This window comes from Chromobacterium phragmitis (genome assembly GCF_003325475.1).
GTDB classification, from domain to species: domain Bacteria; phylum Pseudomonadota; class Gammaproteobacteria; order Burkholderiales; family Chromobacteriaceae; genus Chromobacterium; species Chromobacterium phragmitis.
In genome coordinates, this window is sequence record NZ_CP029495.1 from 3,100,389 (window position 1) to 3,125,078 (window position 24,690).

Here is a 24,690-nt window from a genome sequence, read left to right on the forward strand (position 1 = left end):
GAAATGACGACTGTGCAACACCTGATCCATGGCGAGGCTTGCGACGGCGGCAGCCGCCGCGCGCCGGTATTCAATCCGTCCACCGGCGAAGCCGTCGCCGAAGTGCCATTGGCCGATGCGGCCACCGTGGCGCAGGCGGTGGCGGCCGCGCAGGCGGCGTTCCCGGCCTGGCGCGACACGCCGCCGGCCAAGCGGGCGCAAGTGTTGTTCCGCTTCAAGCAGCTGTTGGAGCGGCATGAGGCCGACATCGTGTCGTTGATCAGCCGCGAGCACGGCAAGACATTGGAGGACGCCGCCGGCGAACTGAAGCGCGGTATTGAGAATGTGGAATACGCCTGCGCCGCGCCGGAGCTGCTGAAGGGAGAGTACAGCCGCAACGCCGGCCCCGGCATCGACGCCTGGAGCGATTTCCAGCCCTTGGGCGTGGTGGCCGGCATCACGCCGTTCAACTTCCCGGCCATGGTGCCCTTGTGGATGTATCCGCTGGCCATCGCCTGCGGCAACGCCTTCATCCTGAAACCGTCGGAACGCGATCCCAGCTCGACGCTGCTGATCGCCCGTCTGCTGCATGAAGCCGGCTTGCCCCGAGGCGTGCTCAACGTGGTGCATGGTGACAAGGAGGCGGTGGACGCGCTGCTGGCGGCGCCGGAGGTCAAGGCCGTCAGCTTTGTCGGCTCCACGCCCATCGCCGAATACATCTACGCTGAGGGCAGCCGCCGCGGCAAGCGGGTGCAGGCCTTGGGCGGCGCCAAGAACCACGCGGTGGTGCTGCCGGACGCCGATCTCGACAACACCGTCAACGCCTTGATGGGCGCGGCCTATGGTTCTTGCGGCGAGCGCTGCATGGCCATCTCGGTCGCCGTCTGCGTCGGCGACCGCGCGGCCGACGCGCTGATCGCCAAACTGACGCCGCAAATCCAGGCCTTGAAAGTGGGGCCGGGCACCTCGCCGGGCCTGGACATGGGCCCGCTGGTGACGCGCGTCCATCTGGACAAGGTCTGCGGCTATATCGCCGACGGCGTGGCGGCCGGAGCGGAGCTGGTGGTCGACGGCCGCGGCATCGCGGTGCCGGGCCACGAGGGCGGCTTCTTCCTCGGCGGCTGCCTGTTCGACCGCGTGACGCCGGACATGCGCATCTACCAGGAAGAAATCTTCGGCCCGGTGTTGTGCGTGGTGCGGGTGGACAGCCTGGAGGAGGCGATCGCGCTGATCAACGCTCACGAATACGGCAACGGCACTTGCATCTTCACCCGCGACGGCGAGGCGGCACGGCTGTTCGCCGACACGGTGGAGGTGGGCATGGTGGGCATCAACGTGCCGCTGCCGGTGCCGGTGGCCTACCACAGCTTCGGCGGCTGGAAGCGGTCGCTGTTCGGCGACCTGCATGCCTACGGCCCGGACGGCGTGCGCTTCTACACCCGGCGCAAGGCGGTGACCCAGCGCTGGCCGCAGCGCGCCAGCCACGAGGCGTCGCAGTTCGCCTTCCCCAGCCTGTGAATCAGCCGCGATAGACGGGCCGCTCGCGAGGGCGGCCCGTTTCGCTGGCATAATGGCAATGTTCTGACCTTATTTACCCGCCATGAAACTGTCTGCTTCCGCAACCATCGTTTCTTCCACTTGGGCCATCCGCCGCCTGAACACGGCCGATATCGGCCCGGATTGGCTGGACGGTTTCCAGCGCCGGCAGGATGTCACGCTGGTGTATCGCGGCGCGCCCGGCGACAGGCGCATCGCGACCGAGCCCTTCATCGACGATTGGTCGGCGGACGAGCGGCGGGCGCTGTGCCGCGAACTGGCGGCGATGGCGGAGGCCGGGCGGGTGTGGGCGGCGATGGAAGGCGAAAACCTGGCCGGTTTCGCCGCCGTTTCGCCGGAGCCGCTGGGGCCGGATGGCGAATATCGGCAATTGAAGGAACTGCAGGTGGATGCCCGCTGGCGCGGCCGTGGTCTGGGGCGCGAGCTGATGGCCGCCTGCGTCGCCGGCGGCAGAGCGATGGGCGCGCGCAAGCTGTACATCTCCTCGCATTCGGCCATCGAGACGGTGTCGTTCTACGAGCGCAGCGGCTGCGTGCCGGCGCGTTGGCTGCATGCTCCGCAAGTGGAGTTGGAGCCGTTCGATTGGCAGATGGAGTACGACTTGGAGCGTTAGAAAGGTCAGTTCGGAGTCAAGGCGGCAGGCTTGATGCCTGCCGCACAGTTCCATGGATCGGCGGCTTGAGCCGGCTAATCTTGCCGCTCTCGCCGCGCCTATCTCGGATTATTACGACAGAAACAAATATTTAATGGCAGGTGCTGGTTGCGGATCCTTGTATGCGCCAAACTCCCCAATTTTCAGAACCCGCGGGAGTGGGTTCCTCCCCTTTATTTGCATGCCATTCATTTTGGTAGGTATAACCCTTATGTTTAACGGTTGTGCATTTTGTAGGGTATTCTTTTGTAGGGCACCATTCTCCATCCTTGCATGTTTCTGCGGGAGGATTTTTAAAGGGCTCTTTTTTGAATGTGCATTTTCCGTTGGCGAAGCCGACTGTGAGTTGCTGGGGGGAGGAAGAGGTGTCGTTTGCTATGTTTTTAAACCAAGCATTGGCGTCGGCCGTGCAGTCTATCGCATTGTATTTCATGGTTGAAATTGTCGTGCCGGTTTTGGGTAAGTAAGCATACTTCCCAATCGTTAACCAGTCATTGAAAGTGACGACCCCGGCTTGATCTTTTGAACTCATGTATAAACCAGAGTCAAGTGTGCTGGTTACCGGGACTTTTTTAGACGGATCTACCGCGGCGGTCTCCCCAAAAGTTTTGATGGGGACTGTCGTGAAAACGGTCTCAATGATTCTGCCAAAATCCTTCTTGAAACTGATGGTATTGCTTGTTCCAAAAACCGTCATGGCTCTGTTGTAAATGTCATTATATTCCTTGCTGGAATAAAATCCGTATTTCAAGGCAAGAAGATATAAATATACCGTTACATCATTCCGGGTTAGTGTCGTGTCGTAAAATTTACCACTATTGAAGAGCTGATTTGAAACATCTGGAATTTGTCGCATATAGCGTGTTCCAAAATCATTCTGCTTGGTAAAGCAGTTCCAGTTGTTTGGCAAATCAACTGTGTTCTGGCATTGCTGGAATGTGGCATCATTTTTTAGAGGTTGATCTTTTGCGGCATAAGGCCCGCGGTTATACATGAAGCTCAGCATGATGGCCAATGCATTGGGGTCTTTTGCGCTCTGAATGAATTCAGGCAATTTTTCAGTGGATTTCGTTGGGTCGGCCCAAGGAAGCGAGCCAGTATTGATAGCAGTTGCAGAACCGTTGTAGTAAGCGCTGGTCGTGGCAGATCCCAGAATATTACGAGCAGGGCCACTATTGGAATCCAGAACATTTTTTGGATCTAGTGACGAAAAAACAGCAGGGAATCCACCTTGGGCTATGCCTTGCAATTCACTCCAGGCGCTGCCAGGATATTCAACTTGAAGCACGCCGTCATTGCCATTTGGATCAAATTGAAGATCATCCCCTAATGAAGATTCTTGAAGACCTTTGGATAGATAATAATTTGGTCCCATGTTTCGCATGAAATAATCACCGAAACTTTCCTTGTTGGGGCCAAATGGCTTTGATAGATTAAATGTGCCATTGGTTTTGTTTAAGCCATATTGCATAATAACCATGCTGTTCATCGCGGCATGGGCAAAGGCCATTGCCCATAGTTTGTGTTCTTCAATGGAGTATTGAGTTTGTCCTATAGGAATGCTAACTAGGTTCGGATAGGATTTTTTGAAATCAATTTCACGACTCTGACACTGCGCTGGGTCGAGTGCGTAGCCACCTTTTCCATCATCTTTTATATTGCAATGATACCGAACGGTCAAGCCACTTCCTGATCCAAGCTTGATTTCGTATTGATTGCTTGTTTTGGGCAGCAAGGCCCTATATTCCGCTGATGTGACGAGCTTGCTTGCATAGGCATGGCTGCCTGCAATCGTGGATAATGCAATGAACGTCAGTAACGTAGTTTTTTTAACGAGGCCTGGATTCATGATAACCTTTCGAAGAAATAAATTTCTGCAGCGTGATATGCTAGGAAGTTTTCAAGTGCGTCAGCATGAGCTGAATATTGACAATAAATAAATCCATACGCCCATGGGGTTGGTATGCGTATGGTATGAGATATTGCGACTTCATTCTCCTGTAAAGTTTTGGGTCAAGGTGTGTGGATGAGTTTTACAAAAGAAAAATTTGCAATTAATTCGCTTGCCTGATCGGCTGGGTGGCATCAAGATGAGTTGCAAAAATGCTTATGGCTAGAATTTGTTGGAGCTTTCAAATAGCTTTGTAAATTATTTCAAAACCGTCTTGTTGCTTAACCAGACCGTTCATTTTGGAATACTGAATCAATGAGTGCCGCAAGATCGTAGAACAGTTCAGGGAAGGGAGGGGCTGAGCAAGCCTCCGGCCTTTCCGTAAACTGATCCCATCTCAGCCAGTCCCAAAATATACCCAGTTGGATAAATTGCTCTATAAAAAATGGTCACATGTTTTGGATTTCGGCATCGGAGATGCGTTTATGCATGCGTGGAGGCGCTCCGCGTTGGAGGCAAGGCGTACAGGAGTGGAGACCGACAAAAATAGAATGGAGGTGTTGCGAGCCGGGGTGCGCTCAGTCTAGTGGCCAGGACATGGACTTGGGCAAGGGGGCTTCGGCTTCCGGCTCAGAAGCGGGAGGCGCGGCAACGGTATCCACCATGCGCCACCAGGGATGGACGCGTTCCGCGTGAGCCGGCTCCATGGGCTGGCCCAGCCGCGGCATCATTAGCTGAGCGCCATGTCTTTCACCACGCGCCAGCAATGCCTCGGCCGGCTCGTCCCAGGCGTGCATGGCCAGGTTGAACGTGCCCCAGTGCACCGGCAGGAAGGCGCCGCCGCCCAACAATTCCAGCGCTTTGAGCGCATTGTCCGGTCCCAGATGGATGTCGCCCCAGGCGGGATGGTGGGCGCCGACTTCCAGCATGACCAGATCGAATTTTCCCATCCGTTCGCGGATGTCCCCGAACTGGCCGGTGAGGCCGGTATCGCCGCTGAAGAACACCGAATGTTTGGACGTGCGGATGGATAGCGACGACCACAGCGTGGCGTTGCGGTCCTTCAGCCCGCGGCCGGAGAAGTGTTGCGACGGTGTGGCGGTGACGACCAGATCGGAACCAGGGTGATGGTAGCTTTCCCACCAGTCCAATTCGATGATGCGCTCAGGCGGCACGCCGAAGGCCTCCAGATGCGCGCCGACGCCCAGCGAGGTGACGAAGGGCGTGCCGGTCTTGACCAGCTCCCTTATCGTCGGGTAGTCGAGATGGTCGTAGTGGTCGTGCGAGACCAGCGCCAGGTCCAGCGGCGGCAGCTGCTTGAGTTTCACAGGCGCCGGCTGGAAACGCTTGGGACCGGCCAGCCGGGTGGGAGACGCGCGGGAGCCCCACACCGGATCGGTCAGCAATCTCAAACCATCGATCTCGATCAGCACCGTGGAGTGGCCCAGCCAGGTGGCGCGCAGGCCGGACTGGGCCGGCTTGCGCCAGTCATCCAGCGGGTTGTCGGCCGGCAGCGGCGCGTTCGGCACGCGGCGTTCGCCGCCGCACAGGAAGTCGCGCAGCGAAGGCATGGCGACGGCGGAATCGCGCAAGCCGGGCGGGATGGGGTACACATTGCGAAAGCCGTTGCCTGCCCACAGCGGCGATGCCCGCATTCTTTCCAGCCGGGCTCCGGCGGCTTTCTTGCCCAGAGACTTCATGCGGTGTTTCCTTGTCGCGGAATCCATCATGTCGAATGGTAGAACGTAAATCGTGTCGGCGATTCCTGTTGCGGAAGATGGGCTCGCTCTCGCCGATTTCAATCCTCGCGGCTTGCCAGCAGACGGCGGAATTTCTAGGATGAACTGTCAGGCACGGGGCGTCGGACGGGGCAAGGAAAGCGATGTGGGAACGCTGGAAGACATTCTATTGGCGTTGAGCCGTAGCGAAGGGTTGCCGGATTCCGCAGTGCTGGACATGGTGGCGGTGCAACGTGCCATGCATCCGCGCGCCAGCCTCTTGTATTGGGCGGTGGTGGACTACGGCCTGCCATCCACCGAGCCCCGATTGTTCGTTTTCGACACGCTGGAGGCGAGCTCGCAGCGCTTCCTGGTGGCGCATGGCCGCGGACGGGACCCGGACGCCAACTTGTTGAGCGCCGGGATGTTTTCCAATGAGCTCGATTCTGGCGTTTCCTGTCTGGGTGTGTGCCGCGCGTCGGAAACCTATTTCGGCAGCCATGGCCTGTCGCTGTGGCTGGATGGGCTGGAACGCGGAAACAGCAATATGCGGCGGCGCAATCTGGTGATGCACGGCTCGGCGCATGTCTCGCCTCGGTATGTGGAAGAGTACGGCATTCTGTGGCGCTCGGATGGGAGCCTGGCCGTGGAGCAGCAATACAGCGTCGGCTTGATCAACATGTTGCAGGGCGGCTCCTACATCAATTGCATCTGCAGCCGTTGACTGGGCCGGACCGCGAGCGCGGTCCGGCCGGCATGGCTTCAGCCGTTCAGCCGCTCAGCACTGGACATGCAGGTGGAAGGCATGGTCGTTGGCCGTGCCGTTGGTGTCGGCGGTGCGCACGAATACGCCGTTGGGATTGCCGCTGCGCAAGGTCACGCTGATGAAGCCCAGCGCGGGGAAGGTCGGCGAGGCGTCGCCCAGCGTCGCGGTGTAGACGCACTTGGAGACGTCGCTGGGGAAGATCACCTCGAAGTAGCCGTAGTTGCCGCCGAAGTTGTTGGAACTGGCACCGGCGGGGCCGACTGCCAGCGTGCCGTCGGCGTTGACGATCACGCTATAGGTCTTGGTGATGACTGTGGCGGCCGCCGCCGAGGCGAGAGACGCCCGGCTTGCGGGTTGGCCGGCTGCCAAGGCGGGCGGAGAGGATAGGCCGATGGCCAGGATGGCCGAAGCGATGAGCGCGTAGCGAGAAACGTGATGGAAGTTCATGATATTGCTCCTAAGCGAACCTGCGAAACATTCTGTTTTTTTATTCAGAACGCGCATTGCCCAGCCATGATCGGGATGAGCGGACGCCGCATGGCGCGGTGCGCGCCGCGGAAGGGAGACGTGGACGGCAGAGCCATCGTGCGGGATGGGCGGCAAGCTGCGGCCCGAAAGCGCGATGAAGCCGAATGGTTGAGTCCGGCCATGCAACATGGGAAAACGTTTCTGGAAGGGTGGTTTGATAAGATACTGTTTTAACAGATATCAAATCAGGCAGCCGTTACTATAGCGGCCAAATCGAAGAGAGAACCTGTACTTAAGGATGGGTTTCCATGCCGCGCCGGCTGGGCGCGGCAAATGGCGGGCGCCGCGAGGGCGGCCCGCCAAACCGGCAATGAGCGGACTCAGTAGTCTCCGTTCAGCGTCTGTTTGCTCTGGCAATGGACATAGGCTTGTCCCGCCGGCTTGCCCGGGAAAGCATAGCCGTCAGCCCCGCCGACCTTGCGCAGCATCGCCACCGTGTAGTCGCCCTTGACGCGGGCTTTTTTGATGGCGGTCTGGATCGCGGAGGCGTCGCCATCGACGAATAGCGCCAGGAAACCGCCGTCGGATTCCGACAGGTTGACGGAGCGGATGGGCAGGCCGCCAAAGGTATAGCCGTCAGGCAGGGGCACCTCCCGGTTCCACACCGTGTTTTCTGGCTGGCGCGTGGCCTTGCCCAGCAAAGACCCTATGCCGTTTTCGCCGAAATTCAGTTTCTGGCAGTTGAGCTGCGCCGCCAGCCGCTTGTCTTTGGCCGCGGCTTGAAGTTTCTTGCCGCCCGCCAGATACAGGCCATCGAAAGGCACGTCGCCGAAGGTGCCGGCGCAGCGCTCGGTTTTGAGCTGCAAGGCGGCGGCTTGCGGGATCACGGTAAGAGAGCAGCGGTCCTCGCGGTATGTCCATTGTTTGCCATCCGCCGATGCCAGCCGGCCGGCGCCGGACCCGGCATGCCGAGGCAGGACCTTTCCTTTTTGCAGCACTTCCAGTTCGAATCGGCCATCGGCCTGAATGGTGATGGCGCGCTCGAACTCGGCGTCGGAGCCGTCGTATTTGCCGGACGCGGGGTAGGCGGCGGCGGTGTTGCCAGCGTCGGCATGCTCGCCCTGCATCGCCTTGTGGATGCCGTCCTTGATGATGGCGCCCAGGTTCAAGGTGAAGGTTTCCGCATGCGCGGACGGGCTGGACAGCGCCAGCGCGGACAGCAACAGGGCTAGTCGGGAGTTTTGCGGTGTGGTCATGAAAAGGTCCAGGAGGGAGGATGCGATATGGATGATATGACAGCTTTGCGGCGTATCAACGCATAAGTCAAGACTTTGGTATTTCCCCTTAGCTTACATTTGGCTTGCACAGCTTGGCTGCCAAGATTTTCAATATCTTGGAATAAAAGCTGAAAGTTCCATGGTTTTACGTAAATTGCACAAATTGCATCAATTTCCATCCAGAAACCGGAACGGAGTGATGTCGATTCGAAAATAGAATGTCTGCTCCAAGCAACTTTTGCCCAAGAGCAGATATGAAAAAGATACTTTGTGCTTCCGTGATGATGCTGTCCCCGTTGATGGCGCACGCCGCCGGCGCGGGGGCCTACGTGTTCGGCAATATCGCCAGCATGGCCAATGTGTGGGATCTGGATGGCAAGAAGGCCCAGCAGTACGGCATCCAGGACCTGACCTCCAACAAGGACGGCAACGCGGCCACCGGCGCCTGGGAAATGGGCGCGGGTTATCGCTTCGGCGACCATCTGGCGGCCGAAGCCAGCTTCATGAAGGGTTTTGGCGAAACCAAGATCGACAAGGCCGGCGCGATGCGCAACCAGGCGCTGCGCTTCGCGGTGCTGGGCCTGCTGCCGCTGAACGATTCGTTCGACCTGTACGGCAAAGTGTCGGCCAACTACATCTACAGCGATTTCCGCAGCGCCAACCCAGGCTACGCCAGCGTCAAGGACAAGGGCTGGGGCGTGGGTTTGGGGCTGGGCGCGGCCTACCATTTGAACAAGTCGCTCAGCTTGCGGGCCGAGCTGGACGGCATCGGCCAGGTCAAGGTGAAAGGCGTGACCGACAAATCAAGGTTGGGCAGTTTCAAGCTGGGCGCGAGCTATCAGTTCTAAAGCCGGATAAAACGCGCAGGCATCTGAGCCATGCGATGAAAAAACGCGGAACGGCGCCTTACCGGCTGCTGAAAAAAGCGATGATCAGGCGATAAATGCAGGGAGCGAAGAGAGCGGCAGGAGCCGCTCTCTTTTTCATGGCCAGGCCGCAGGGTCAGCCGCAGGCTCCCACATGGCCGCAGGCGGTGCAGAATTCGCAGCCGTCCTTCTTGATCAGCGCGTGGTTGCCGCATTCAGGGCAGGCCTTGCCGGCTAGCGGTTTGAGCTGGGCCGGGGCTTCGTGAGCGAACAGATCGCTCTGCTCCGGCGCCATCACGCCCATTTCTTCCACTGGCACGCCTTCTTCGGTCAGCACGCCCAGCATCGCGTAGCGGTGGATGATCAGTCGCGCCAGATAGGCCACGGTGGAAGGCCAGCTTTGCGATTTCTCCATGCCCGGGATGCGGGCGAAGAAGTCGCCCTGCGGCTCGGCATAGTTGAGAAGCTTGCGCAACTTGAGGCCTATCCAGGCCGGGTCGATCACCCGCATGTCGAGCGACAGCATCTTGCACAGGCCGTCCAGCTCGCGGGGGTAGGCGCCGGCCAGCCACACCGAGTAGGGGCGACGCTGGCCGTTGGGCAGCACCAGCTCCTTGACGAACAGCACGAAGTCGTCGCCGGTTTGCGGGTTGACGATGTCCACCGACCAGCTCATGGTGCCGTCGCTGCCGGATTTGGGCTCCTTGCGGGCGAACAGCGCGTCCATCACCGGCGTGGCTTCGCCTTCCTCCAGCCGCAGCGCGCCCAACTGCTCCACGCGGTGGCGCACCACCTGGCCCAGCGCGGCGGCGGCCGAGGTGGCGTGTATGGTCTTGTCGCCCAGCGTGAAGCGGTAGCGCTTGTCGCCGTTGGCGCGCGACAGCGCGTCCAGCTTGGCGGCCAGCCAGGCGCGGTCGCGGCAGCGCATGTCCATCGACAGCGTCTTGGCGATGGCGGACAGGCCGCGTTGCTCGTCGGTGGCGTTGACCCAGCATTCAAACGGCTGGGCGCGGCCGTTTTCCATGTGGCCCACCACTACGGCGAAATCGCCGGCGTCGCCTTCCACCATGAAGGTCCACGACGGGTTGCCTTCCTTCAGCTTGGGGCGGTTCGGCCACTTCAGGCTGGACAAGGCCGGGGTGGGGGCGGTGTTCAGCGTGACGCGGCGGTCCGGGTCGCTGGCGGCGCCGGACAGGTCTTCCGGCGCGGCGGCGGCGCTCTGGGCCGGCTCCACCGACAATACCGAGCCCAGCACATTGTTGGGGCGGTAGGTGGTGATGCCCTTCAGGCCGTTGCGCCAGGCTTCCAGGTACAGACTCTCGAAATCGGCGAACGGGTAGTCGGCCGGCACGTTGACGGTCTTGGAGATGGCGGTGTCGACATAGGGCGCGACGGCGGCCACCATGCGCATGTGGTCCAGCGCGCTCATTTCCAGCGCGGAGACGAAATAATCCGGCAAGCGGGCGGTGTCGCCGCCCTGCATCCGCCACACGCGGTAGGCGTGGTCTTCCACCAGGTATTCCTGCTGAGTGTTGTCCGCCATGCGCTTCTTGCGGGTGTAGAACCACGAGAACGGCGGCTCGATGCCATTGGACGCGTTGTCGGCGAAGGCCAGCGAGATGGTGCCGGTGGGCGCGATGGACAGCAGGTGGGAGTTGCGGATGCCGTGCTTGCGGATGCGCGCCTTGATCTTTTCCGGCAGCCGGCTGGCGCAGTGCGGCGCGGCCAGATATTTCTCGGCGTCGAATAAAGGGAACGCGCCTTTTTCGACGGCCAGGTCCACCGAGGCGTCGTAGGCGGCGTCGCGCATGCTTTCGGCGATGCGGGCGGCGAAGCGACGGCCTTCTTCGCTGTCGTAGCGTATCTTCAGCATGATCAAAGCGTCGCCCAGGCCGGTGAAGCCGAGGCCGACGCGGCGCTTGCTGGCGGCTTCCCGAGCTTGCTCCGGCAGCGGCCACACGGTCAGGTCCAGCACGTTGTCCAGCATCCGGATCGACATGCGCACCACTTTTTCGAAGGACTTGAAGTCGAAGTGGGCCTTGTCGCCAAACGGCGCGCGCACGTGGCGGGTCAGGTTGATCGAACCGAGGTCGCAGCAGCCGTAGTCCGGCAGCGGCTGCTCGCCGCAGGGGTTGGTGGACTCGATGACTTCGCAGTAGGACAGGTTGTTGTCCTGGTTGATGCGGGTCATGAACAGCACGCCGGGCTCGGCATGGTCGTAGGTGGAGGCCATGATCTGCCGCCACAGCTCGCGGGCGCGCACGGCGCGGTACACCCACAGGCCGTCTTCGCGCTGGAAGCTGTCCGGGAACGCGTCCGAGTTGGGCGGCACCGCGTGGGTCAGCTGCCAGTCGCCGTCGGCTTCCACCGCGCGCATGAAGTCGTCGGACACGCCCACGGAGATATTGAAGTTGCGCAGGTCGCCCTGGTCCTTGGCGTGGATGAAGTCCTCCACGTCCGGGTGGCTGATGTCCAGAACGCCCATCTGCGCGCCGCGGCGCGCGCCGGCCGATTCCACGGTTTCGCAGCTGCGGTCGAACACGCGCATGTAGGAGACGGGGCCGGAGGCGCGGCTGTTGGTGCCCTTCACGTGCGCGCCCCTGGGGCGGATGCGCGAGAAGTTGTAGCCCACGCCGCCGCCGCGGCGCATGGTCTCGGCCGCCTGCAGCAGCGCCTGGTAGATGCCCACCTTGCCATGCTCGGTTTCGGATACCGAATCGCCCACCGGCTGGACGAAGCAGTTGATCAGCGTGGCTTGCAGCTCGGTGCCGGCGGCGGAGTTGATGCGGCCGCCGGGAATGAAGCCGTGGTCCAAGGCCTCGAAAAACAGCGGCTCGAAGCGGGCCGGGTCTGTTTCCAGTTCCGCCAGCGCGCGGGCGACGCGGCGGCGCACTTCGCTGACGCTCTGCTCGCCATTCTTGGCGTATTTCTCCAGCAATACTTCGCGGGAGATGTCCTGTTCCGCCATGGCGGCGATGTTTTCCTGCTGCATGGAACGCTCATCCTTCTGAAACGGTGTTCAACGACGATGGCATGGCTGCGTGGGCATGAGAAAACGGCGTAGCACACTATATGTTGTTACGCCGTCCGGTGATGAAACGCAAGCTGTTGTGTCGGGTGCTGTTTTCGATTGTACCGCAGCGGACCGCGCGGGGGGACTACTTGGCGGTGATTTTCACCGCCAGCTCCACCCCGTCGCGGTTGGCCGAGGTCTTTTTCGGCGCGTCCAGCGCGATGCGGTCGGCCAGCTGCGGCTCATGCTTCAGCATGGTCTTGCGGGCGTTGCCGGCGCGCAACTGGGCCAGCTTGACCAGGTCGGCCTGGCTCACTTTCTCCGCCGCCAGCATCTCGTCGCGCAGCAACTTGGCCAGCGCTTCGCCGGAGGGGCCGCCCGGCTTCAGCACGTGGCCCATCAGCTTCAGCCGGCCAATGCGCTGGCCGTAGACCGATTTGATCGCGGACTGGGTTTGGCCGTCCTTCAGGTCCAGCGCCGGCAGCGGCTCGTCGTCTTGCGGCGGATGGCCGGCGGTTGCCAGTACCGCCGCGTCCACGCGCGCTCGCGCCAGTTGCTTGGCGTCGTCGTCGGCGTAGCCGCCGGCGATGGACAGCTGCATCTTGGGCCGCTTGGCCATCAGTCCGGCCACCTTATCCAGCTTCTCGCGCTCAGGCGGGCTGACGTGGGCTTCGCCGGCGACGAAGCGGATGTCGTCGAAGCCGTCGCCGCCCAGCAGCGCGCCCAAGGCGCGGAATGGCGCGGTGACCACCTTGGTGACCACGTTGACGATGGCCTTCCACACGATCTGGCCGTAGCTGAACTGCGGATCGTCCAGGCTGCCCGCCACCGGCAGGTCCAGATCGATGCGGCCGTCGCTGTCCTCCAGCAAGGCTACCGCCAGTTTGAGCGGCAGGTGGGGGGACTTGTCGCCTTTCAGCTCTTCGCCCAGTTGGATGGAGTCGATCACCACGCGGTTTTCGCCCTTCAACTGGCGCTTTTCGAGCAGATAGCGCAGTTCCAGCGACAACCGGCCATCCTTCACCTGCCAGCCGGCGAAGTTCATCGAATACGGGTTGAGGTTGTTCAGCGCCAGGTTGTGGAAGTTGAGCGAGAGGTCGGTGCTGTCGGTGGGCGACAGCGGCGATAGCGCGCCGCGCACCTTGACCTCGCCGTACTGGTCCACCGCGCCGTCCAGCGTGACGCGGCCGCGGCCGCCGGTCCGGGTGGACAGGTTTTGTATGCTGCCGTTCAGATGGTGCATGCGGGTGGCGAAATCCGGCGCCATGCCGTGATCGGCGAACTCCACCGCGCCATTGCGCAGGTGGATGCTGTGCACGTCCACCTGGGGCAGCGGGGGGGGCTTGCCGTTGGACGGCTTGGCCGGCCGCTTGGCGAAGATCTGCTGCCAGTTCAGATTGCGCTGCGCGTCCAAGATCAGGCGCGCGCGCGGCTGGTCCAGGCGGATGTCGTTGATGTTCACCTTGAGCGGCATGCCCTGGGCCTGCAGCTGACTGAGCGCCAAGCCGTTCCAGCCCAGCAGCGGCAGCGGTTCGCCAGGCTCTTGCAGCGCCATCTTGCCCACTTTCAATTGGCCGCCCAGAGTCCAGCGGCTGGCGGAGGCGAGGTCCAGTTTGAGGTCGGCGCTGAGCGCGCCTCCGCTCAGCTTCAGCGGGGTGCCGGCCAGCGCGTACGGCGCCAGCGGCGCCACCGGCAGGGTGTCCAGCTTGATCGCGCCGCGCGCGGCGGGCCCCGAGGCGTCGATGTCCAGCTTGGCGGCGATCTTGCCGCTGCCGGCCTGGCCGGCCAAATCCAGCGCCAGTTGGTCGCCGTCTTTCAGCTTCAGTTGGCCGGCCAGCGCTTTCAGTCCGTATTCCAGCGGCTTGCCCAGGCTGAGGTCGCGCCAGCTCACCGAGCCGTTCGACAGCGTCACGGTCGGGTAGGCCAGCTTCCAGCCGGGGCCATCGTCGCGGGGCGCGCTCGCGGCGGGCGGGCGAGGCCGCTGAGCCAGCAGCAGCTGCAGCTGCAATTGGCCGTTGCGCTCGCGTTGCAGGGCGACTCGCAAGCCGTCCAGCGCGATGCCGCCGGGCTGGATGCCGCGATGCTTGAGGTCGATCAGCGTCGGCGCCAGCTCGGCTTGGTCCAGGCTGAGCCAGGGCATGCCGCCGGCGGCGGCGAGCTTGAGATCGGCCAGCTTGAGCGAGGCGTCGTCCAGCTTCAGGCCGCGTTCGGGGTCCAGCGACAGCTTGCCTTGCAATAGCGGCACCGCCGCTTCCAGCTGCATCGGGCGCATAAAGGTTTGGTCGCGCCAGGCGGCATGCCAGTCGTTGAAGCGCAGATTGTCTATCTTGACGATCCATGGCGAAGGCTTGGCGGGCTTGGCCGTGTTGTCTTCCGGTTTGGCCGGCGGCAGCGCGCGCAGCCAGTCCAGTTGGCCGGCGTCGTCGCGGCTGGCAGATAGCTTGCCGTGGCTCAGCTCCACTTTGGCCACGGTCAGCAACGAGCGCGACAGGTCCAGCGCGCCGCCGTCCACGCGCAGCTCGGGCAGCTCCAGCGCGCCATCCCCAGCCGGCGCGCGCAGCTTCAAGTCCTTGAGGCTGGCGTTCAGGGAGGACACCGTCAGGTCCGGCGTCGCGCCGCTCATGTCGAACTGGTAGCGGGCGGTGACCGACAGCGCGCCTTCGGGTTTGGCGACGGCGAAGTAGGGATGGACATAGTCCCAGACGGAGGCGAGCGGCAGCCCTTGCATGCTGGCCTCGCCGCTGGATTGCAGCGGCTGCAGGCGCATGCTGCCTTGCCAGTCGAAGCGGCCGCCGCCTTCCAGCTCGGCGTGCAGCGTGTAGCGGCCGTTTTCCTCCAGCGTGCTCAGGTTGTTCAGGCTGAGGTTGATCGGGGCCAGGCGGAAAACGCCGTGTTGCCCGGCCAGATCATCGTTGACCCGGATCTGGCCATTGCGCAGGTTGATTTCATCCAGCTTCAGGCGAGGCAGCTTTTCCGGGGAGGTGCCGTCTTCCAGTTTCGGCGGGCCGGAAACGTCTGCGACGAATCGGGCCCAGTTCCACTGGCCGTTTTTGTTCCGCTCCAGCCACAGTTGAGGACTGTCCAGCAGGAACTCGCTAGCCTGCCAGCGGCCCAGCAGCGTTGCGTACAGCGCGGCGTTCAGGTAGACGCGCTTGGCCTGGAACAAGGGCGAGCCATCGCCTTCCCGCAGCGAAACGCCGTCCAGCGTCAATTCCATGCTCCAGGGCACGATGCTGACTTCTGCGACGCTCAATTGGCGGCCGTGCTTGCGTGCCCAGTCGGCGGCGGCTTTTTGCAGCAGGTGGGGCGCGATCAGGCCGAGAAAGGCCCAGAACGCCAGCAGCAGCGCGCAGGCGATCAGCAGCCATCGCAGCCAGCGGCGGGGTTTGCGGGAGGAGGGGGCGGGAGAGGCGGCGTCAGCCTGAGCGTGGGGATTCATATCGCTTAATTCTAATGCACTTTGGCGTTGCCGTCCTGTTGCGTTGTTTGTCCTATTGTTGACTGAAAATGACGGCGGCGGGCCGCGCTTCGTTGCGGTCGTCGGCCAACGCTGACTAGGATGGACGAAGCGTTGAAAATATTGAACGCAATTTTGCCAAATCTTTATCACGAAAGGGAGAGGATCTTGCATCGCGCATGCCGGCCAAGCCGGCCGATACCCGCTATTCCCATCGCGGCCGCAAGGCCGTTGCTGGCCGACCGCTGCCTGTTCCTGCTGCAGGCGGCGCGACGCCATACCCTGACTCATCACGCCCGGCGGCTGGGAAGCTCGGGCAAACACAGCTGACAGAGGATTTATGGACAGCGCCCATACTATCAATCAATGGCTAGACCAGCATCACATCACCGAGGTGGAGTGTCTGATCCCGGACATGACCGGCCTCGCCCGCGGCAAGATCGTGCCGCGCCACAAATACGACCCCGCCGTAGGACTGCGGCTACCGGAGGCGGTGCTGTCGATGACCGTGACCGGTGATTATCCCGACCGCGACTTCACCTCGGTCGCCGACCCCGACATGAAGCTGCTGCCCGACCTCAGCACGCTGCGTCCGGTGCCCTGGAACAAGGAGCCCACCGCGCAGATCATCCATGATTGCTACAGTTTCGGCGGCGAGGCGGTGGACCTGGCGCCGCGCAATGTGCTCAAGCGAATTCTGAAGCTGTACGAGGATCAGGGCTGGAAGCCTGTGATCGCTCCAGAGATGGAGTTCTATCTGGTGGAAATCCAGCCGGACGAAGACCTGCCGCTGCGCCCGCCGGTGGGCCGCACCCGCCGCACCGAGGCCGGCATGCAGAGCTTTTCCATCGACGCGGTCAACGAATACGACGACATCTTCGACGTGATGTACGACTGGTGCGAGGCGCAGGGGCTGGCGCTGGACACGCTGATCCATGAAATGGGCACGGCCCAGATGGAGATCAACCTGGATCACGGCGATCCGCTGCAACTGGCCGATCAGGTGTTCCTGTTCAAGCGCACGGTGCGCGAGGTGGCCATCCGCAACAATATGTACGCCACCTTCATGGCCAAGCCGATGCAGGGCCAGCCCGGCAGCGCCATGCACATGCACCAGAGCGTGGTGGACATCGCCAGCGGGCGCAATATCTTCAGCCTGGACGACGGCCAGCCGTCGCCAGCCTTCCTGCATTTCATCGGCGGCCTGCAGCGCTATCTGCCCGCGGCGATGCCGTTCTTCGCGCCCTACGTCAACTCCTACCGCCGGCTCAGCCGCTACACCTCGGCGCCGATCAACCTCAGTTGGGGCTACGACAATCGCACCTGCGGTTTGAGGGTGCCCCATTCCGGGCCGGAGGCGAGGCGGGTGGAGAACCGGCTGGCCGGGGTGGACGTCAATCCCTATCTTGCGATGGCGGCCAGCCTGGCCTGCGGCTACCTGGGCATGCGAGACCGGATCGACCCGTCCGAGCCGCTGACTGGCAGCGCCTACGAGCAGCCTCACCAGCTGCCGAGGCATCTGGACGACGCCATCGACATGCTGTTGCGCTGCCAGCCGCTGGCCGAGCTGTTCGGCGGACACTTTGTGGAAACCTATGCGGCGATCAAGGAGGCGGAGTATCGCGAGTACTTCGACGTGATCAGCCCATGGGAGCGCCGCTTCCTGCTGCTGCACGTGTGAGTCCTGGGATTCCCGCAAGCGAAAAGGCCCGGAAAACCGGGCCTTTCGTCTGGCGCGGGCCTGGCTCAGGCTTCTTCTCCGGCCAGCACCCTGGCCAGCATCGCCACGCCGTTGTGCTGCTGCAGCGGGTCGTAAAAGCTGAAGTTGAGCCGCATCGCGTTCAGGCGCGGCTGGCCGTCGCGGAAGAACAGCGGCGCGGGGGCGAAGTGGATGCCCTGTTGCATCGCGGCGGGCAGCCGGGCGCGGCAGTCGCTGCCCTCTGGCAACTCCAGCCACAGGAAATAGCCGCCTTGCGGCGTGACCTGGCGGGCGCCTGCCGGCATCTGGATCGACAACTGTTGGCTGAGCGCCAGCCAGTTGGCTTGCAGCCGGCTGCGCAGCAGGCTGAGCATGTCCTCGTGCTGGCCGCCGGACAGCAGCCGGGCCAGCGCCATCTGGCTGGGCAGCGGGGTGGACAGCGAACTGCACAGCTTCAGGCCCAGAATGCTGTCGCGGAAGCGGCCGGCGGCGATCCAGCCGACGCGGTAGCCCGGCGCCAGCGACTTGCTGAATGATGAACAGTACAGCACGCTGCCCTTCTGGTCGTACGCCTTCAGCGGCAGCGGCGCGCTTTCGCCGAAGTACAGCTCGCGATAGGTGTCGTCTTCGATGATGGGCAGGCGGTGGCGGTCGGCCAGCGCCAGCAGCGCCGCCTTGTCGGTGTCGCTCATCGTCAGGCCGGTGGGATGCTGGAAGTTTGCCATCGCCAGGATGCCGGCCGGCTGGTGCTGGAGAATCAGTTGCTCCAGCCGGTCAAGGTCCAGCGGCTGGCCGGGCGGGGTGGCCAGCGTGTGTGCGGCGACGCCCAGTTGATCCAACTGGTCGAACAGCGCCGGAAAGGCCGGCGTCAGCACGATCATGGCCTGGCTGCCTGACAGCTTGGTCACCGCGCGTATCGCCAGGTTCAGCGCCTCCATGCCGCCGCAGGTGACCAGCAATTCGTCGCCGTCCAGCTCCACGCCCTGGGCCAGGTAGCGCAGCGTCAGCTCGCGGCGCAGTCCTTCGTAGCCGGTGCTGGCGTTGCCGGACAGCGCGTAGCGGTAGTCGCGCAGCGCGCGGGTGAGGGCGCGGTTGAGCGGCGTGGTGTTGATCAGCGCCGGGTTCATGTAGGGGCAGCCCCAGGGCATGGGCAGCGCGGCGGTCAGGTGCTCGATGCGGATGCCGCTGCCGTCGCTGTTCAGCGGCAGATTGCTGGGCAGCGCGTTGCTGCGAGCCAGCACGCGGAAGCCGGAGCGGGGCAGCGATTCGATCAGGCCCAGTTTTTCCAGCTCTGCGTAGGCGCGCTGCGCGGTGGTGATGCTGATCTTGTGGTCCTGGCACACTTTGCGCAGCGAAGGCATGCGGTCGCCGGCGCGCAGGTGTCCCTGTTCTATCGCGTGGCGGAAGCGTTGGCTTAATTGGCCGGTTTTGTTCATATGCGGTTTCCTGGTCCGGCTTACTCGCCGATGAAGCTGGATTTTTCCCTTATGGTGACGTCATCGTTCAGCGAGCGTATCACGAAGTGGATGCGGTGCGAGCCGCGCGGCGCGTTTTCCGGCGCCGCCTGCACGCGCACCGGCACGGTTTCGGTCTGGGCGGGTTTGACTTCGATCACTTCGCCGGGTTTTTCCATCCGGATGCCGGGCAGTCCTTCCACCGTCACCACGTAGCGTTGCGCCTGTTCGGTGGTGTTGATCACGCGCAGGCTGTAACGGTTCTGCAGCAGGCCGTCGTCGCTTTGTTCCACCAGGCTGGCGCGGTCGCGCAGCACGTCCACCTTGAACGGCTTCTTCAGCACCAGCGCGGTGGTGGACAGGGTGATGATGCCGGCCAAGAGGCTGGAGTAGATGACGATGCGGGGGCGGTGGAAAGACGGGCTTTGCGCCGGCTTGCCCTGCAGCGCGTTGGCGCTGGTGTAGCGGATCAGCCCGCGCGGCGACTTCAGCTTGTCCATCACCTGGTCGCAGGCGTCGATACAGGCGGCGCAGCCTATGCACTCGTATTGCAGGCCGTTGCGGATGTCGATGCCGGTGGGGCAGACCTGCACGCAGATGCCGCAGTCTATGCAGCCCTTGGTCTGGGCCTCGCTCTTGGCCTGGGTCTTGCCGCGCGGCTCGCCGCGCTTGGCGTCGTAGGAGATGATCAGGGTGTTGTCGTCGAACATCGAGCCCTGGAAGCGGGCGTACGGACACATATGCAGGCAAACCTTTTCGCGCAGCACGCCGGCCATCAGCCAGGTGAAGCCGCCGTAGAACAGCGTCCAGAACAAGTCCCATGGTCCCATCTGCAGCGTGGCCAGCTCGCGCATCGGCGTGAAGTAGCCGACAAAGGTGAGCCCGGTCCATAGCGAGAACGCGGCCATGATCATCTGGGTGGCGCTCTTCTTGGCGAGCTTGCCCGCGCTCATCGGCGCCGCGTCCAGCTTGCGGCGGGCGTTGTGGTCGCCCTGTATCGCTCGCTCTATCCAGATCATGATCTGGGTGTATACCGTTTGCGGGCAGCTGTAGCCGCACCACAGCCGGCCGGCCAGCGTGGTCCACAGGAACAGTCCCAGCGCCGACACCACCAACAAGGCGGCCAGATAGATGAAGTCCTGCGGCCACAGGCTGATGCCGAAGATCAGGAAGTGATGCTCCGCCAGGTTGAAGTGCACCGCCTGGCGGCCGTTCCACTGCAGCCAAGGCATGCCGAAGAACGCCAGCTGCGTCAGCGCCACCATGCCGACGCGCATGTTGTTGAAGCGGCCGCTGGTGAGCCGGGGATGAATCTTGATGGGAACGGGTTTGATATCAGGCTTGGACATGGCTGCCACCACGCTATGAAGATGGCTATTTTTACTGCTGGGGATCAGTACAAACAATGAACAGACAGTTGTGAAATTATCGGTACAGATGCTGCTGTATGCTTACAGGCATGGCCAACTGGTTGGCATAATTCGTTGTCGCCGGGCGATAATGGCGGCAATGCGCCATTGAGCGCGCGGGGAGAATCGGGAGGCTGGGCATGGATGTCGGCGGAATGGACGCCAATACGGCGGCCGCGTTTGCGGTTTACCTGGTGGGAGCGGCGAGCCCGGGGCCGAGCAATCTGGCCATCATGGGCGTGGCGATGGAGCAGGGGCGCGGCAAGGGCCTGGCGCTGGCGGCCGGCGTGGTGCTGGGTTCGGTTTGCTGGGGCGTGCTGGCGGCGCTGGGCGCGGCGGAACTGATGCGTGGCAGCTTGGCGCTGGCATGGGCGATGAAGTTGTTTGGCGGCGCTTATCTGTTGCTGCTGGCCTGGCGTGCGCTTGGCCAAGTCCGCGCCCGGGAGGCGGTTGCCGCGGACGGTCTGCTGCCCATGACGCATGGCCAGGCGTTCCGCCGCGGCATATTGATGCATCTGGGCAATCCCAAGGCGATCCTGGTCTGGCTGTCGCTGGTGTCTCTGGCCTCTCCCGCTGCGGGAGGCACCGTGCATGGCGCATGGGTGGTGGCTGGCTGCGCGGGCATCGCGGTGTGCGTGTTTTCCGCCTACGCGCTGCTGTTTTCCACAGTGGCGGCGCGGCGAGCGTATCTGCGGCTGCGGCGCTGGCTGCATGGCGCGCTGGCGCTGGCCTTCGGCTATGCCGGACTTCGCATGTTGCTGGGCAAGGCTTGAGTCTGAGCGCTGGAAAAGTTGGGGCGCTGCGAAATTCGGCGGATGGCGGCCAGGCGGGTTATATTCCTTCGCTTTCGTCGCCGCCTCCTGGGGCGCGCAGTTGGCCGGCGCCGTGGTCTACATGGCCGGGCTGTGGAATTCGGCGATGCAACTGAACGAGAAGGACTGTTGCTTCACCATTCTGATGTATGGCTCGCTCGCCGCGGTGTCGCTGCAGAAGAATGCCCGGGATCTGGGCGCGCTGCGCGAGGAGGGCGCGCCGATGGTCGACGCCGGCTGGCGCCGCCCGCCGGCGCATTGGTGTCAGCGGGTCAGTTGCGGGAACAGGCGATAGACGCCGTCGACGATGATCTCCACCGAGACCGCCGCCAATAGCATGCCCATCACCCGGTTGACGATATTGATGCCGGTCTGGCCCAGCAGGCGGGACAGCGGCGAGGCCAGCACCAGCGCGCCGTAGCAGGTGATGGCCACCAGGAGGCCGCTGATCAGCAGATAGACCACCTGCAGCCAGGAGTGGGACGTGCTGGCATAGATGATCACCGTGGAGATGGTGCCGGGGCCGGTCATCAGCGGGATGGCCATCGGCACTACCGCGATATTGGTTTTGTGGCCGGCCTCCTCGCGCTCCTGCTTGGTGGTTTTGGTGGGGCCGGGCTTGGCGTTCATCAGCGCGATGGCGATCAGCATCACCAGGATGCCGCCGCCTACCTGGAACGAGCCTATGCTGATGCCCAGGAAGCGCAGCAGCGTCTCGCCCACCACCGCGAACAAGCTGAGCACGATGGCGACGGCGATGGCCGTGGTTTTGGCGATTTTCTGCCTTTCTTCCTGGCTGGCGCTGGGCGTCAGGCTGATGAAGATGGGGATGGCGCCCAGCGGATTGACCAGAACCAGCAGTGCGACGAAGATTTTTGCGATTTCGATTTCCATGATGCGGAAGCTTACCTGTTAGTGCGATCCGAGACATTCGGACTTAAGACGCGAACAACCATGGTTGCGTCAGGGCCATGAGGCCGTGAAAAAACCGGCTATGACGCCGGTTTCAGCATAGCGAAGCGGCGAGGCTCACGCCTTGGCCAAAAGCAACTCCAGCGTGCGGCGGTAGATGTCGGCCAGCGGCTCCACATCGGCCACTTCCACGCACTCGTTCAGTTTGTGGATGGTGGCGTTGACCGGGCCGAACTCCACCAGCTCCCGCGCGATGCGCTTGATGAAGCGGCCATCCGAGGTGCCGCCGGTGGTGGACAGCTCGGCCTTGGCGTCGGCCACCTCGGCGATGGCCTGGCTCAGCGCCTCGGTCAGCGCGCCCGGCGGCGTGATGAAGGGCTGGCCGGACAGCTGCCAGTGCAGCTCGTAGGACAGGCCGTGCTTGTCCAGCGTCTGGCAAACGCGTTCCTTCAGGCTGTCGGCGCTGCTTTCCGGCGAGAAGCGGAAGTTGAACAACAGCTCGCAGTGGCCGGGAATGATGTTGGTGGCGCCGGTGCCGGCCTGGATGTTGGACACCTGCCAGCTGGTGGGCGGGAAGAAGGCGTTGCCCTCGTCCCAGCGCGTGGCGGCCAGTTCCGCCAAGGCGGGCGCCAGCAGGTGGATGGGGTTTTTCGCCAGTTGCGGGTAAGCGATGTGGCCCTGGATGCCATGCACGATCAGACGGCCGGACAGCGAGCCGCGGCGGCCGTTCTTGACGGTGTCGCCCAGGCGCTGGTCCGACGTCGGTTCGCCGACGACGCAGTAGTCTATCGTTTCGCCGCGCGCTTCCAGCGCGTCCACCACTCTCACCGTGCCGTCCACCGCCACGCCTTCCTCGTCCGAGGTGATCAACAGCGCCAGCGAGCCCTGGTGATCCGGATGCTCGGCGACGAAGCGCTCGCAGGCGGTGACGAAGGCGGCCAGCGACGCCTTCATGTCCGCCGCGCCGCGGCCGTAGAGCAGGCCGTTGCGCACGGTGGGCTCGAACGGCGGGCTGTCCCATTTGTCCAGCGGGCCGGTGGGCACCACGTCGGTGTGGCCGGCGAAGCAGAACACCGGGCCGGCGCCGCCGCGGCGCGCCCAGAAGTTGTCCACGTCGCCGTGGCGCATCTTTTCCACGGTGAAGCCCATGGCCTCCAGCCTGGAGATCATCAGCGCCTGGCAGCCCTCGTCGCGCGGGGTGACGGAATCGCGGCGGATCAGTTCGCGGGCGAGATCCAGCGTCGCGCTCATTTGCCGAACCGCTCCGCCCAGTCGGCTTCGGCGAAGCCTACGCCGACCTTGCCGTCCCACTCCAGCACCGGGCGCTTGATCACGGATGGCTTGTCCTGCATCAGCGAAACGGCGCCGTCCAGCGAGTCCGCCGCGGCCTTGGTCTCGTCAGGCAGCGCGCGCCAGGTGGTGCCCTGGCGGTTGACCAGCTTGGCCAGCGGCACCTGGGCGGCCCAGGCCTGCAGGCGCTCGGCGTCTATGCCCTGTTTCTTGAAGTCGTGGAAGATGTAATCGATGCCGTTGTCGGCCAGCCATTGGCGAGCCTTCTTCACGGTGTTGCAGTTGGGAATGCCGTACAGGGTAATCATCGGGTGGGTTTACAAGTCCAGTTTGATGCTGTCGAAGCTGGCCGCGCTGGCGGGGCCAGGTTTGTCGTCGCCTTTGCCGCCCTCCTTGGTCTGGTTGATCAGCCAGTACAGATTGGTGGGCGAGTCGGCGTTCTTGAGCGCCTCGTCCAGGCTGATCCGCCCGGCCTGGTAGAGCTGGAACAGCGCCTGTTCGAAGGTCTGCGCGCCATCGCTCATGCTGCCGTCGATGGCCTCCTTGATTTTGTCTATCTCTCCGGTTCGAATCAACTCCGAAATGTGCGGCGTGTTGATCAAGAGCTCCAGCGCCGGCGTGCGGCCGCCGTCCAGCGTGGCCACCAGCCGCTGTGAAATCACCGCCCGCAGCGAGGCGGACAGGTCCATCAGCAGCGCGCCGCGTGCTTCGGCCGGAAAGAAATTGATCACGCGGTTCAGCATGTGGTAACTGTTGTTGCCGTGCAGCGTGGAAATGCACAAGTGGCCGGACTGGGCGTAGCCGATGGCCTGGCTCAGCGTTTCCGGATCGCGGATTTCGCCTATCATCAGCACGTCAGGCGCTTCGCGCATCGCGTTTTTCAGCGCGCGGGCGTAGGACAGCGTGTCGAAGCCGATCTCGCGCTGGTTAACGATGGACTTGTCGTGGCGGAACAAAAACTCGATCGGGTCTTCGATGGTGAGAATGTGGCCCTTCATGCTGCGATTGCGCGCTTGCAGCATGGCCGCCACCGTCGAGCTCTTGCCGGAGCCGGTGGATCCCACTACCAGGATCAGTCCGCGCTTTTGCTTGATCAGCTCCTCCAGCTTGGGCGGCAACTGCAGTTCTTCCATGCTGGGGATGCTGGGCAGGATGTAGCGCACCACCATGCCCACCGAGCCGCGCTGCCAGAACACGTTGACGCGGAAGCTGCCGAGTCCGGGCACTGGGTGGCCCAGGTTCATTTCCCGCTCGCGCTCGAAGACGGCGATCTCCTCCTCGTCCATCAGGCTGTAGGCCAGTTGCTTGACCATGTCGGCGGTCAGCGGCTTCTCGTTGACCGGAGTCAGCTCGCCGCCCAGCTTCAGCATCGGCGGCGAAAAACTGGTCAGAAACAGGTCGCTGGCCTTTTTTTCGGCCATCAGCTTGAAAAACGGCAACATCAGCATGGGGCGCTCCGGGATTGGGCAT

19 protein-coding genes are annotated in these 24,690 nt (G+C 63.0%); 7 read left to right on the forward strand and 12 right to left on the reverse strand.

The genetic code is table 11. From position 1 onward, the window contains the following. Positions 1 to 3: 3 nt before the first annotated feature. A complete protein-coding gene (locus DK842_RS14815) occupies positions 4 to 1,497 on the forward strand; it encodes a CoA-acylating methylmalonate-semialdehyde dehydrogenase (RefSeq protein ID WP_114062131.1) in 1,494 nt (497 codons plus the stop codon). Positions 1,498 to 1,579: 82 nt separating this feature from the next. Beyond that, the gene (locus DK842_RS14820; protein ID WP_114062132.1) at positions 1,580 to 2,149 is read left to right on the forward strand and encodes a GNAT family N-acetyltransferase; all 570 of its coding nucleotides are present in this window, start codon (positions 1,580 to 1,582) and stop codon (positions 2,147 to 2,149) included. A 130-nt stretch (positions 2,150 to 2,279) separates the two neighbouring features. Here DK842_RS14820 and DK842_RS14825 read toward each other — a convergent pair whose 3' ends face one another. Both DK842_RS14825 and DK842_RS14830 read right to left on the reverse strand, forming a co-directional pair. Next, positions 2,280 to 4,037, reverse strand: coding sequence for a hypothetical protein (locus DK842_RS14825; RefSeq protein ID WP_114062133.1), 1,758 nt, complete (start codon positions 4,035 to 4,037; stop codon positions 2,280 to 2,282). A gap of 620 nt (positions 4,038 to 4,657) precedes the next feature. Next, positions 4,658 to 5,779 carry an MBL fold metallo-hydrolase gene (locus tag DK842_RS14830; RefSeq protein ID WP_114062134.1) on the reverse strand — a complete coding sequence of 374 codons (1,122 nt, stop codon included), beginning with the start codon at positions 5,777 to 5,779 and terminating at the stop codon, positions 4,658 to 4,660. Between the two features lie 184 nt (positions 5,780 to 5,963). Here DK842_RS14830 and DK842_RS14835 point away from each other — a divergent pair, with 184 nt between their 5' ends. Then, positions 5,964 to 6,521, forward strand: coding sequence for a murein L,D-transpeptidase catalytic domain-containing protein (locus tag DK842_RS14835; RefSeq protein ID WP_168194892.1), 558 nt, complete (start codon positions 5,964 to 5,966; stop codon positions 6,519 to 6,521). 54 nt (positions 6,522 to 6,575) lie between these two features. On the opposite strand, the gene DK842_RS14840 is transcribed toward DK842_RS14835, so the two are convergent. After that, positions 6,576 to 7,010 carry a hypothetical protein gene (locus DK842_RS14840; RefSeq protein WP_114062136.1) on the reverse strand — a complete coding sequence of 145 codons (435 nt, stop codon included), beginning with the start codon at positions 7,008 to 7,010 and terminating at the stop codon, positions 6,576 to 6,578. A 401-nt stretch (positions 7,011 to 7,411) separates the two neighbouring features. Continuing rightward, complete coding sequence (locus DK842_RS14850) at positions 7,412 to 8,287, reverse strand: hypothetical protein (RefSeq protein WP_145964046.1); 876 nt, start codon at positions 8,285 to 8,287, stop codon at positions 7,412 to 7,414. 275 nt (positions 8,288 to 8,562) lie between these two features. Here DK842_RS14850 and DK842_RS14855 point away from each other — a divergent pair, with 275 nt between their 5' ends. Continuing rightward, entirely contained in the window at positions 8,563 to 9,156 is a 594-nt protein-coding gene (locus DK842_RS14855) for a porin family protein (RefSeq protein WP_168191923.1), read from the forward strand. A 154-nt stretch (positions 9,157 to 9,310) separates the two neighbouring features. Here DK842_RS14855 and DK842_RS14860 read toward each other — a convergent pair whose 3' ends face one another. Both DK842_RS14860 and DK842_RS14865 read right to left on the reverse strand, forming a co-directional pair. Beyond that, positions 9,311 to 12,166, reverse strand: coding sequence for an adenosylcobalamin-dependent ribonucleoside-diphosphate reductase (locus DK842_RS14860; RefSeq protein ID WP_114062140.1), 2,856 nt, complete (start codon positions 12,164 to 12,166; stop codon positions 9,311 to 9,313). Between the two features lie 166 nt (positions 12,167 to 12,332). Then, the gene (locus DK842_RS14865; RefSeq protein WP_114062141.1) at positions 12,333 to 15,626 is read right to left on the reverse strand and encodes a DUF748 domain-containing protein; all 3,294 of its coding nucleotides are present in this window, start codon (positions 15,624 to 15,626) and stop codon (positions 12,333 to 12,335) included. A 358-nt stretch (positions 15,627 to 15,984) separates the two neighbouring features. Here DK842_RS14865 and DK842_RS14870 point away from each other — a divergent pair, with 358 nt between their 5' ends. Then, positions 15,985 to 17,325: a glutamine synthetase family protein gene (locus DK842_RS14870; RefSeq protein WP_114062142.1), complete on the forward strand. Its 1,341-nt coding sequence runs from the start codon at positions 15,985 to 15,987 to the stop codon at positions 17,323 to 17,325. A gap of 65 nt (positions 17,326 to 17,390) precedes the next feature. On the opposite strand, the gene DK842_RS14875 is transcribed toward DK842_RS14870, so the two are convergent. Together DK842_RS14875 and ccoG are read right to left on the reverse strand one after the other, a co-directional pair. After that, the gene (locus DK842_RS14875) at positions 17,391 to 18,779 is read right to left on the reverse strand and encodes an aminotransferase-like domain-containing protein (RefSeq protein WP_114062143.1); all 1,389 of its coding nucleotides are present in this window, start codon (positions 18,777 to 18,779) and stop codon (positions 17,391 to 17,393) included. 20 nt (positions 18,780 to 18,799) lie between these two features. After that, entirely contained in the window at positions 18,800 to 20,146 is a 1,347-nt protein-coding gene (ccoG, locus tag DK842_RS14880) for a cytochrome c oxidase accessory protein CcoG (RefSeq protein WP_114062144.1), read from the reverse strand. A 215-nt stretch (positions 20,147 to 20,361) separates the two neighbouring features. Between ccoG and DK842_RS14885 the strand changes: the two genes are divergently transcribed. Together DK842_RS14885 and DK842_RS24110 are read left to right on the forward strand one after the other, a co-directional pair. Further along, entirely contained in the window at positions 20,362 to 20,979 is a 618-nt protein-coding gene (locus tag DK842_RS14885; protein WP_198414549.1) for a LysE family translocator, read from the forward strand. Further along, positions 20,945 to 21,313 (forward strand): YiaA/YiaB family inner membrane protein, encoded by a 369-nt coding sequence (locus tag DK842_RS24110; RefSeq protein ID WP_114062146.1) that lies wholly within the window; start codon positions 20,945 to 20,947, stop codon positions 21,311 to 21,313. The genes DK842_RS14885 and DK842_RS24110 overlap by 35 nt, the downstream gene beginning before the upstream one ends. Here DK842_RS24110 and DK842_RS14895 read toward each other — a convergent pair. From DK842_RS14895 to DK842_RS14910, 4 genes are all read right to left on the reverse strand, one after another. After that, positions 21,283 to 21,912, reverse strand: a complete 630-nt coding sequence (locus tag DK842_RS14895) for a MarC family protein (RefSeq protein WP_114062147.1) — start codon at positions 21,910 to 21,912, stop codon at positions 21,283 to 21,285. The two genes, DK842_RS24110 and DK842_RS14895, sit on opposite strands and share 31 nt — an antisense overlap. Before the next feature lie 135 nt (positions 21,913 to 22,047). After that, on the reverse strand, positions 22,048 to 23,181 hold the full coding sequence (gene dapE, locus DK842_RS14900) for a succinyl-diaminopimelate desuccinylase (protein ID WP_114062148.1): 1,134 nt from the start codon (positions 23,179 to 23,181) through the stop codon (positions 22,048 to 22,050). Beyond that, positions 23,178 to 23,528, reverse strand: coding sequence for an arsenate reductase (locus tag DK842_RS14905; RefSeq protein ID WP_114062149.1), 351 nt, complete (start codon positions 23,526 to 23,528; stop codon positions 23,178 to 23,180). Before DK842_RS14905 ends, dapE begins: the two co-directional genes overlap by 4 nt. A gap of 9 nt (positions 23,529 to 23,537) precedes the next feature. Beyond that, positions 23,538 to 24,668 (reverse strand): PilT/PilU family type 4a pilus ATPase, encoded by a 1,131-nt coding sequence (locus tag DK842_RS14910; protein WP_114062150.1) that lies wholly within the window; start codon positions 24,666 to 24,668, stop codon positions 23,538 to 23,540. Positions 24,669 to 24,690 lie beyond the last annotated feature (22 nt).

Bases quoted from the DNA above. Each gene is read 5' to 3' on its own strand.
- ccoG (WP_114062144.1), bottom strand. From the start codon at position 20,146: ATGTCCAAGCCTGATATCAAACCCGTTCCCATCAAGATTCATCCCCGG.
- DK842_RS14865 (WP_114062141.1), bottom strand. From the start codon at position 15,626: ATGAATCCCCACGCTCAGGCTGACGCCGCCTCTCCCGCCCCCTCCTCC.
- DK842_RS14855 (WP_168191923.1), top strand. From the start codon at position 8,563: ATGAAAAAGATACTTTGTGCTTCCGTGATGATGCTGTCCCCGTTGATG.
- DK842_RS14830 (WP_114062134.1), bottom strand. From the start codon at position 5,779: ATGAAGTCTCTGGGCAAGAAAGCCGCCGGAGCCCGGCTGGAAAGAATG.
- DK842_RS14825 (WP_114062133.1), bottom strand. From the start codon at position 4,037: ATGAATCCAGGCCTCGTTAAAAAAACTACGTTACTGACGTTCATTGCA.
- DK842_RS14850 (WP_145964046.1), bottom strand. From the start codon at position 8,287: ATGACCACACCGCAAAACTCCCGACTAGCCCTGTTGCTGTCCGCGCTG.
- DK842_RS14885 (WP_198414549.1), top strand. From the start codon at position 20,362: ATGGACGCCAATACGGCGGCCGCGTTTGCGGTTTACCTGGTGGGAGCG.
- DK842_RS14875 (WP_114062143.1), bottom strand. From the start codon at position 18,779: ATGAACAAAACCGGCCAATTAAGCCAACGCTTCCGCCACGCGATAGAA.
- DK842_RS14870 (WP_114062142.1), top strand. From the start codon at position 15,985: ATGGACAGCGCCCATACTATCAATCAATGGCTAGACCAGCATCACATC.
- DK842_RS14820 (WP_114062132.1), top strand. From the start codon at position 1,580: ATGAAACTGTCTGCTTCCGCAACCATCGTTTCTTCCACTTGGGCCATC.
- DK842_RS14910 (WP_114062150.1), bottom strand. From the start codon at position 24,668: ATGCTGATGTTGCCGTTTTTCAAGCTGATGGCCGAAAAAAAGGCCAGC.
- DK842_RS14815 (WP_114062131.1), top strand. From the start codon at position 4: ATGACGACTGTGCAACACCTGATCCATGGCGAGGCTTGCGACGGCGGC.
- DK842_RS14905 (WP_114062149.1), bottom strand. From the start codon at position 23,528: ATGATTACCCTGTACGGCATTCCCAACTGCAACACCGTGAAGAAGGCT.
- DK842_RS14895 (WP_114062147.1), bottom strand. From the start codon at position 21,912: ATGGAAATCGAAATCGCAAAAATCTTCGTCGCACTGCTGGTTCTGGTC.
- DK842_RS24110 (WP_114062146.1), top strand. From the start codon at position 20,945: ATGCCGGACTTCGCATGTTGCTGGGCAAGGCTTGAGTCTGAGCGCTGG.
- dapE (WP_114062148.1), bottom strand. From the start codon at position 23,181: ATGAGCGCGACGCTGGATCTCGCCCGCGAACTGATCCGCCGCGATTCC.
- DK842_RS14860 (WP_114062140.1), bottom strand. From the start codon at position 12,166: ATGCAGCAGGAAAACATCGCCGCCATGGCGGAACAGGACATCTCCCGC.
- DK842_RS14840 (WP_114062136.1), bottom strand. From the start codon at position 7,010: ATGAACTTCCATCACGTTTCTCGCTACGCGCTCATCGCTTCGGCCATC.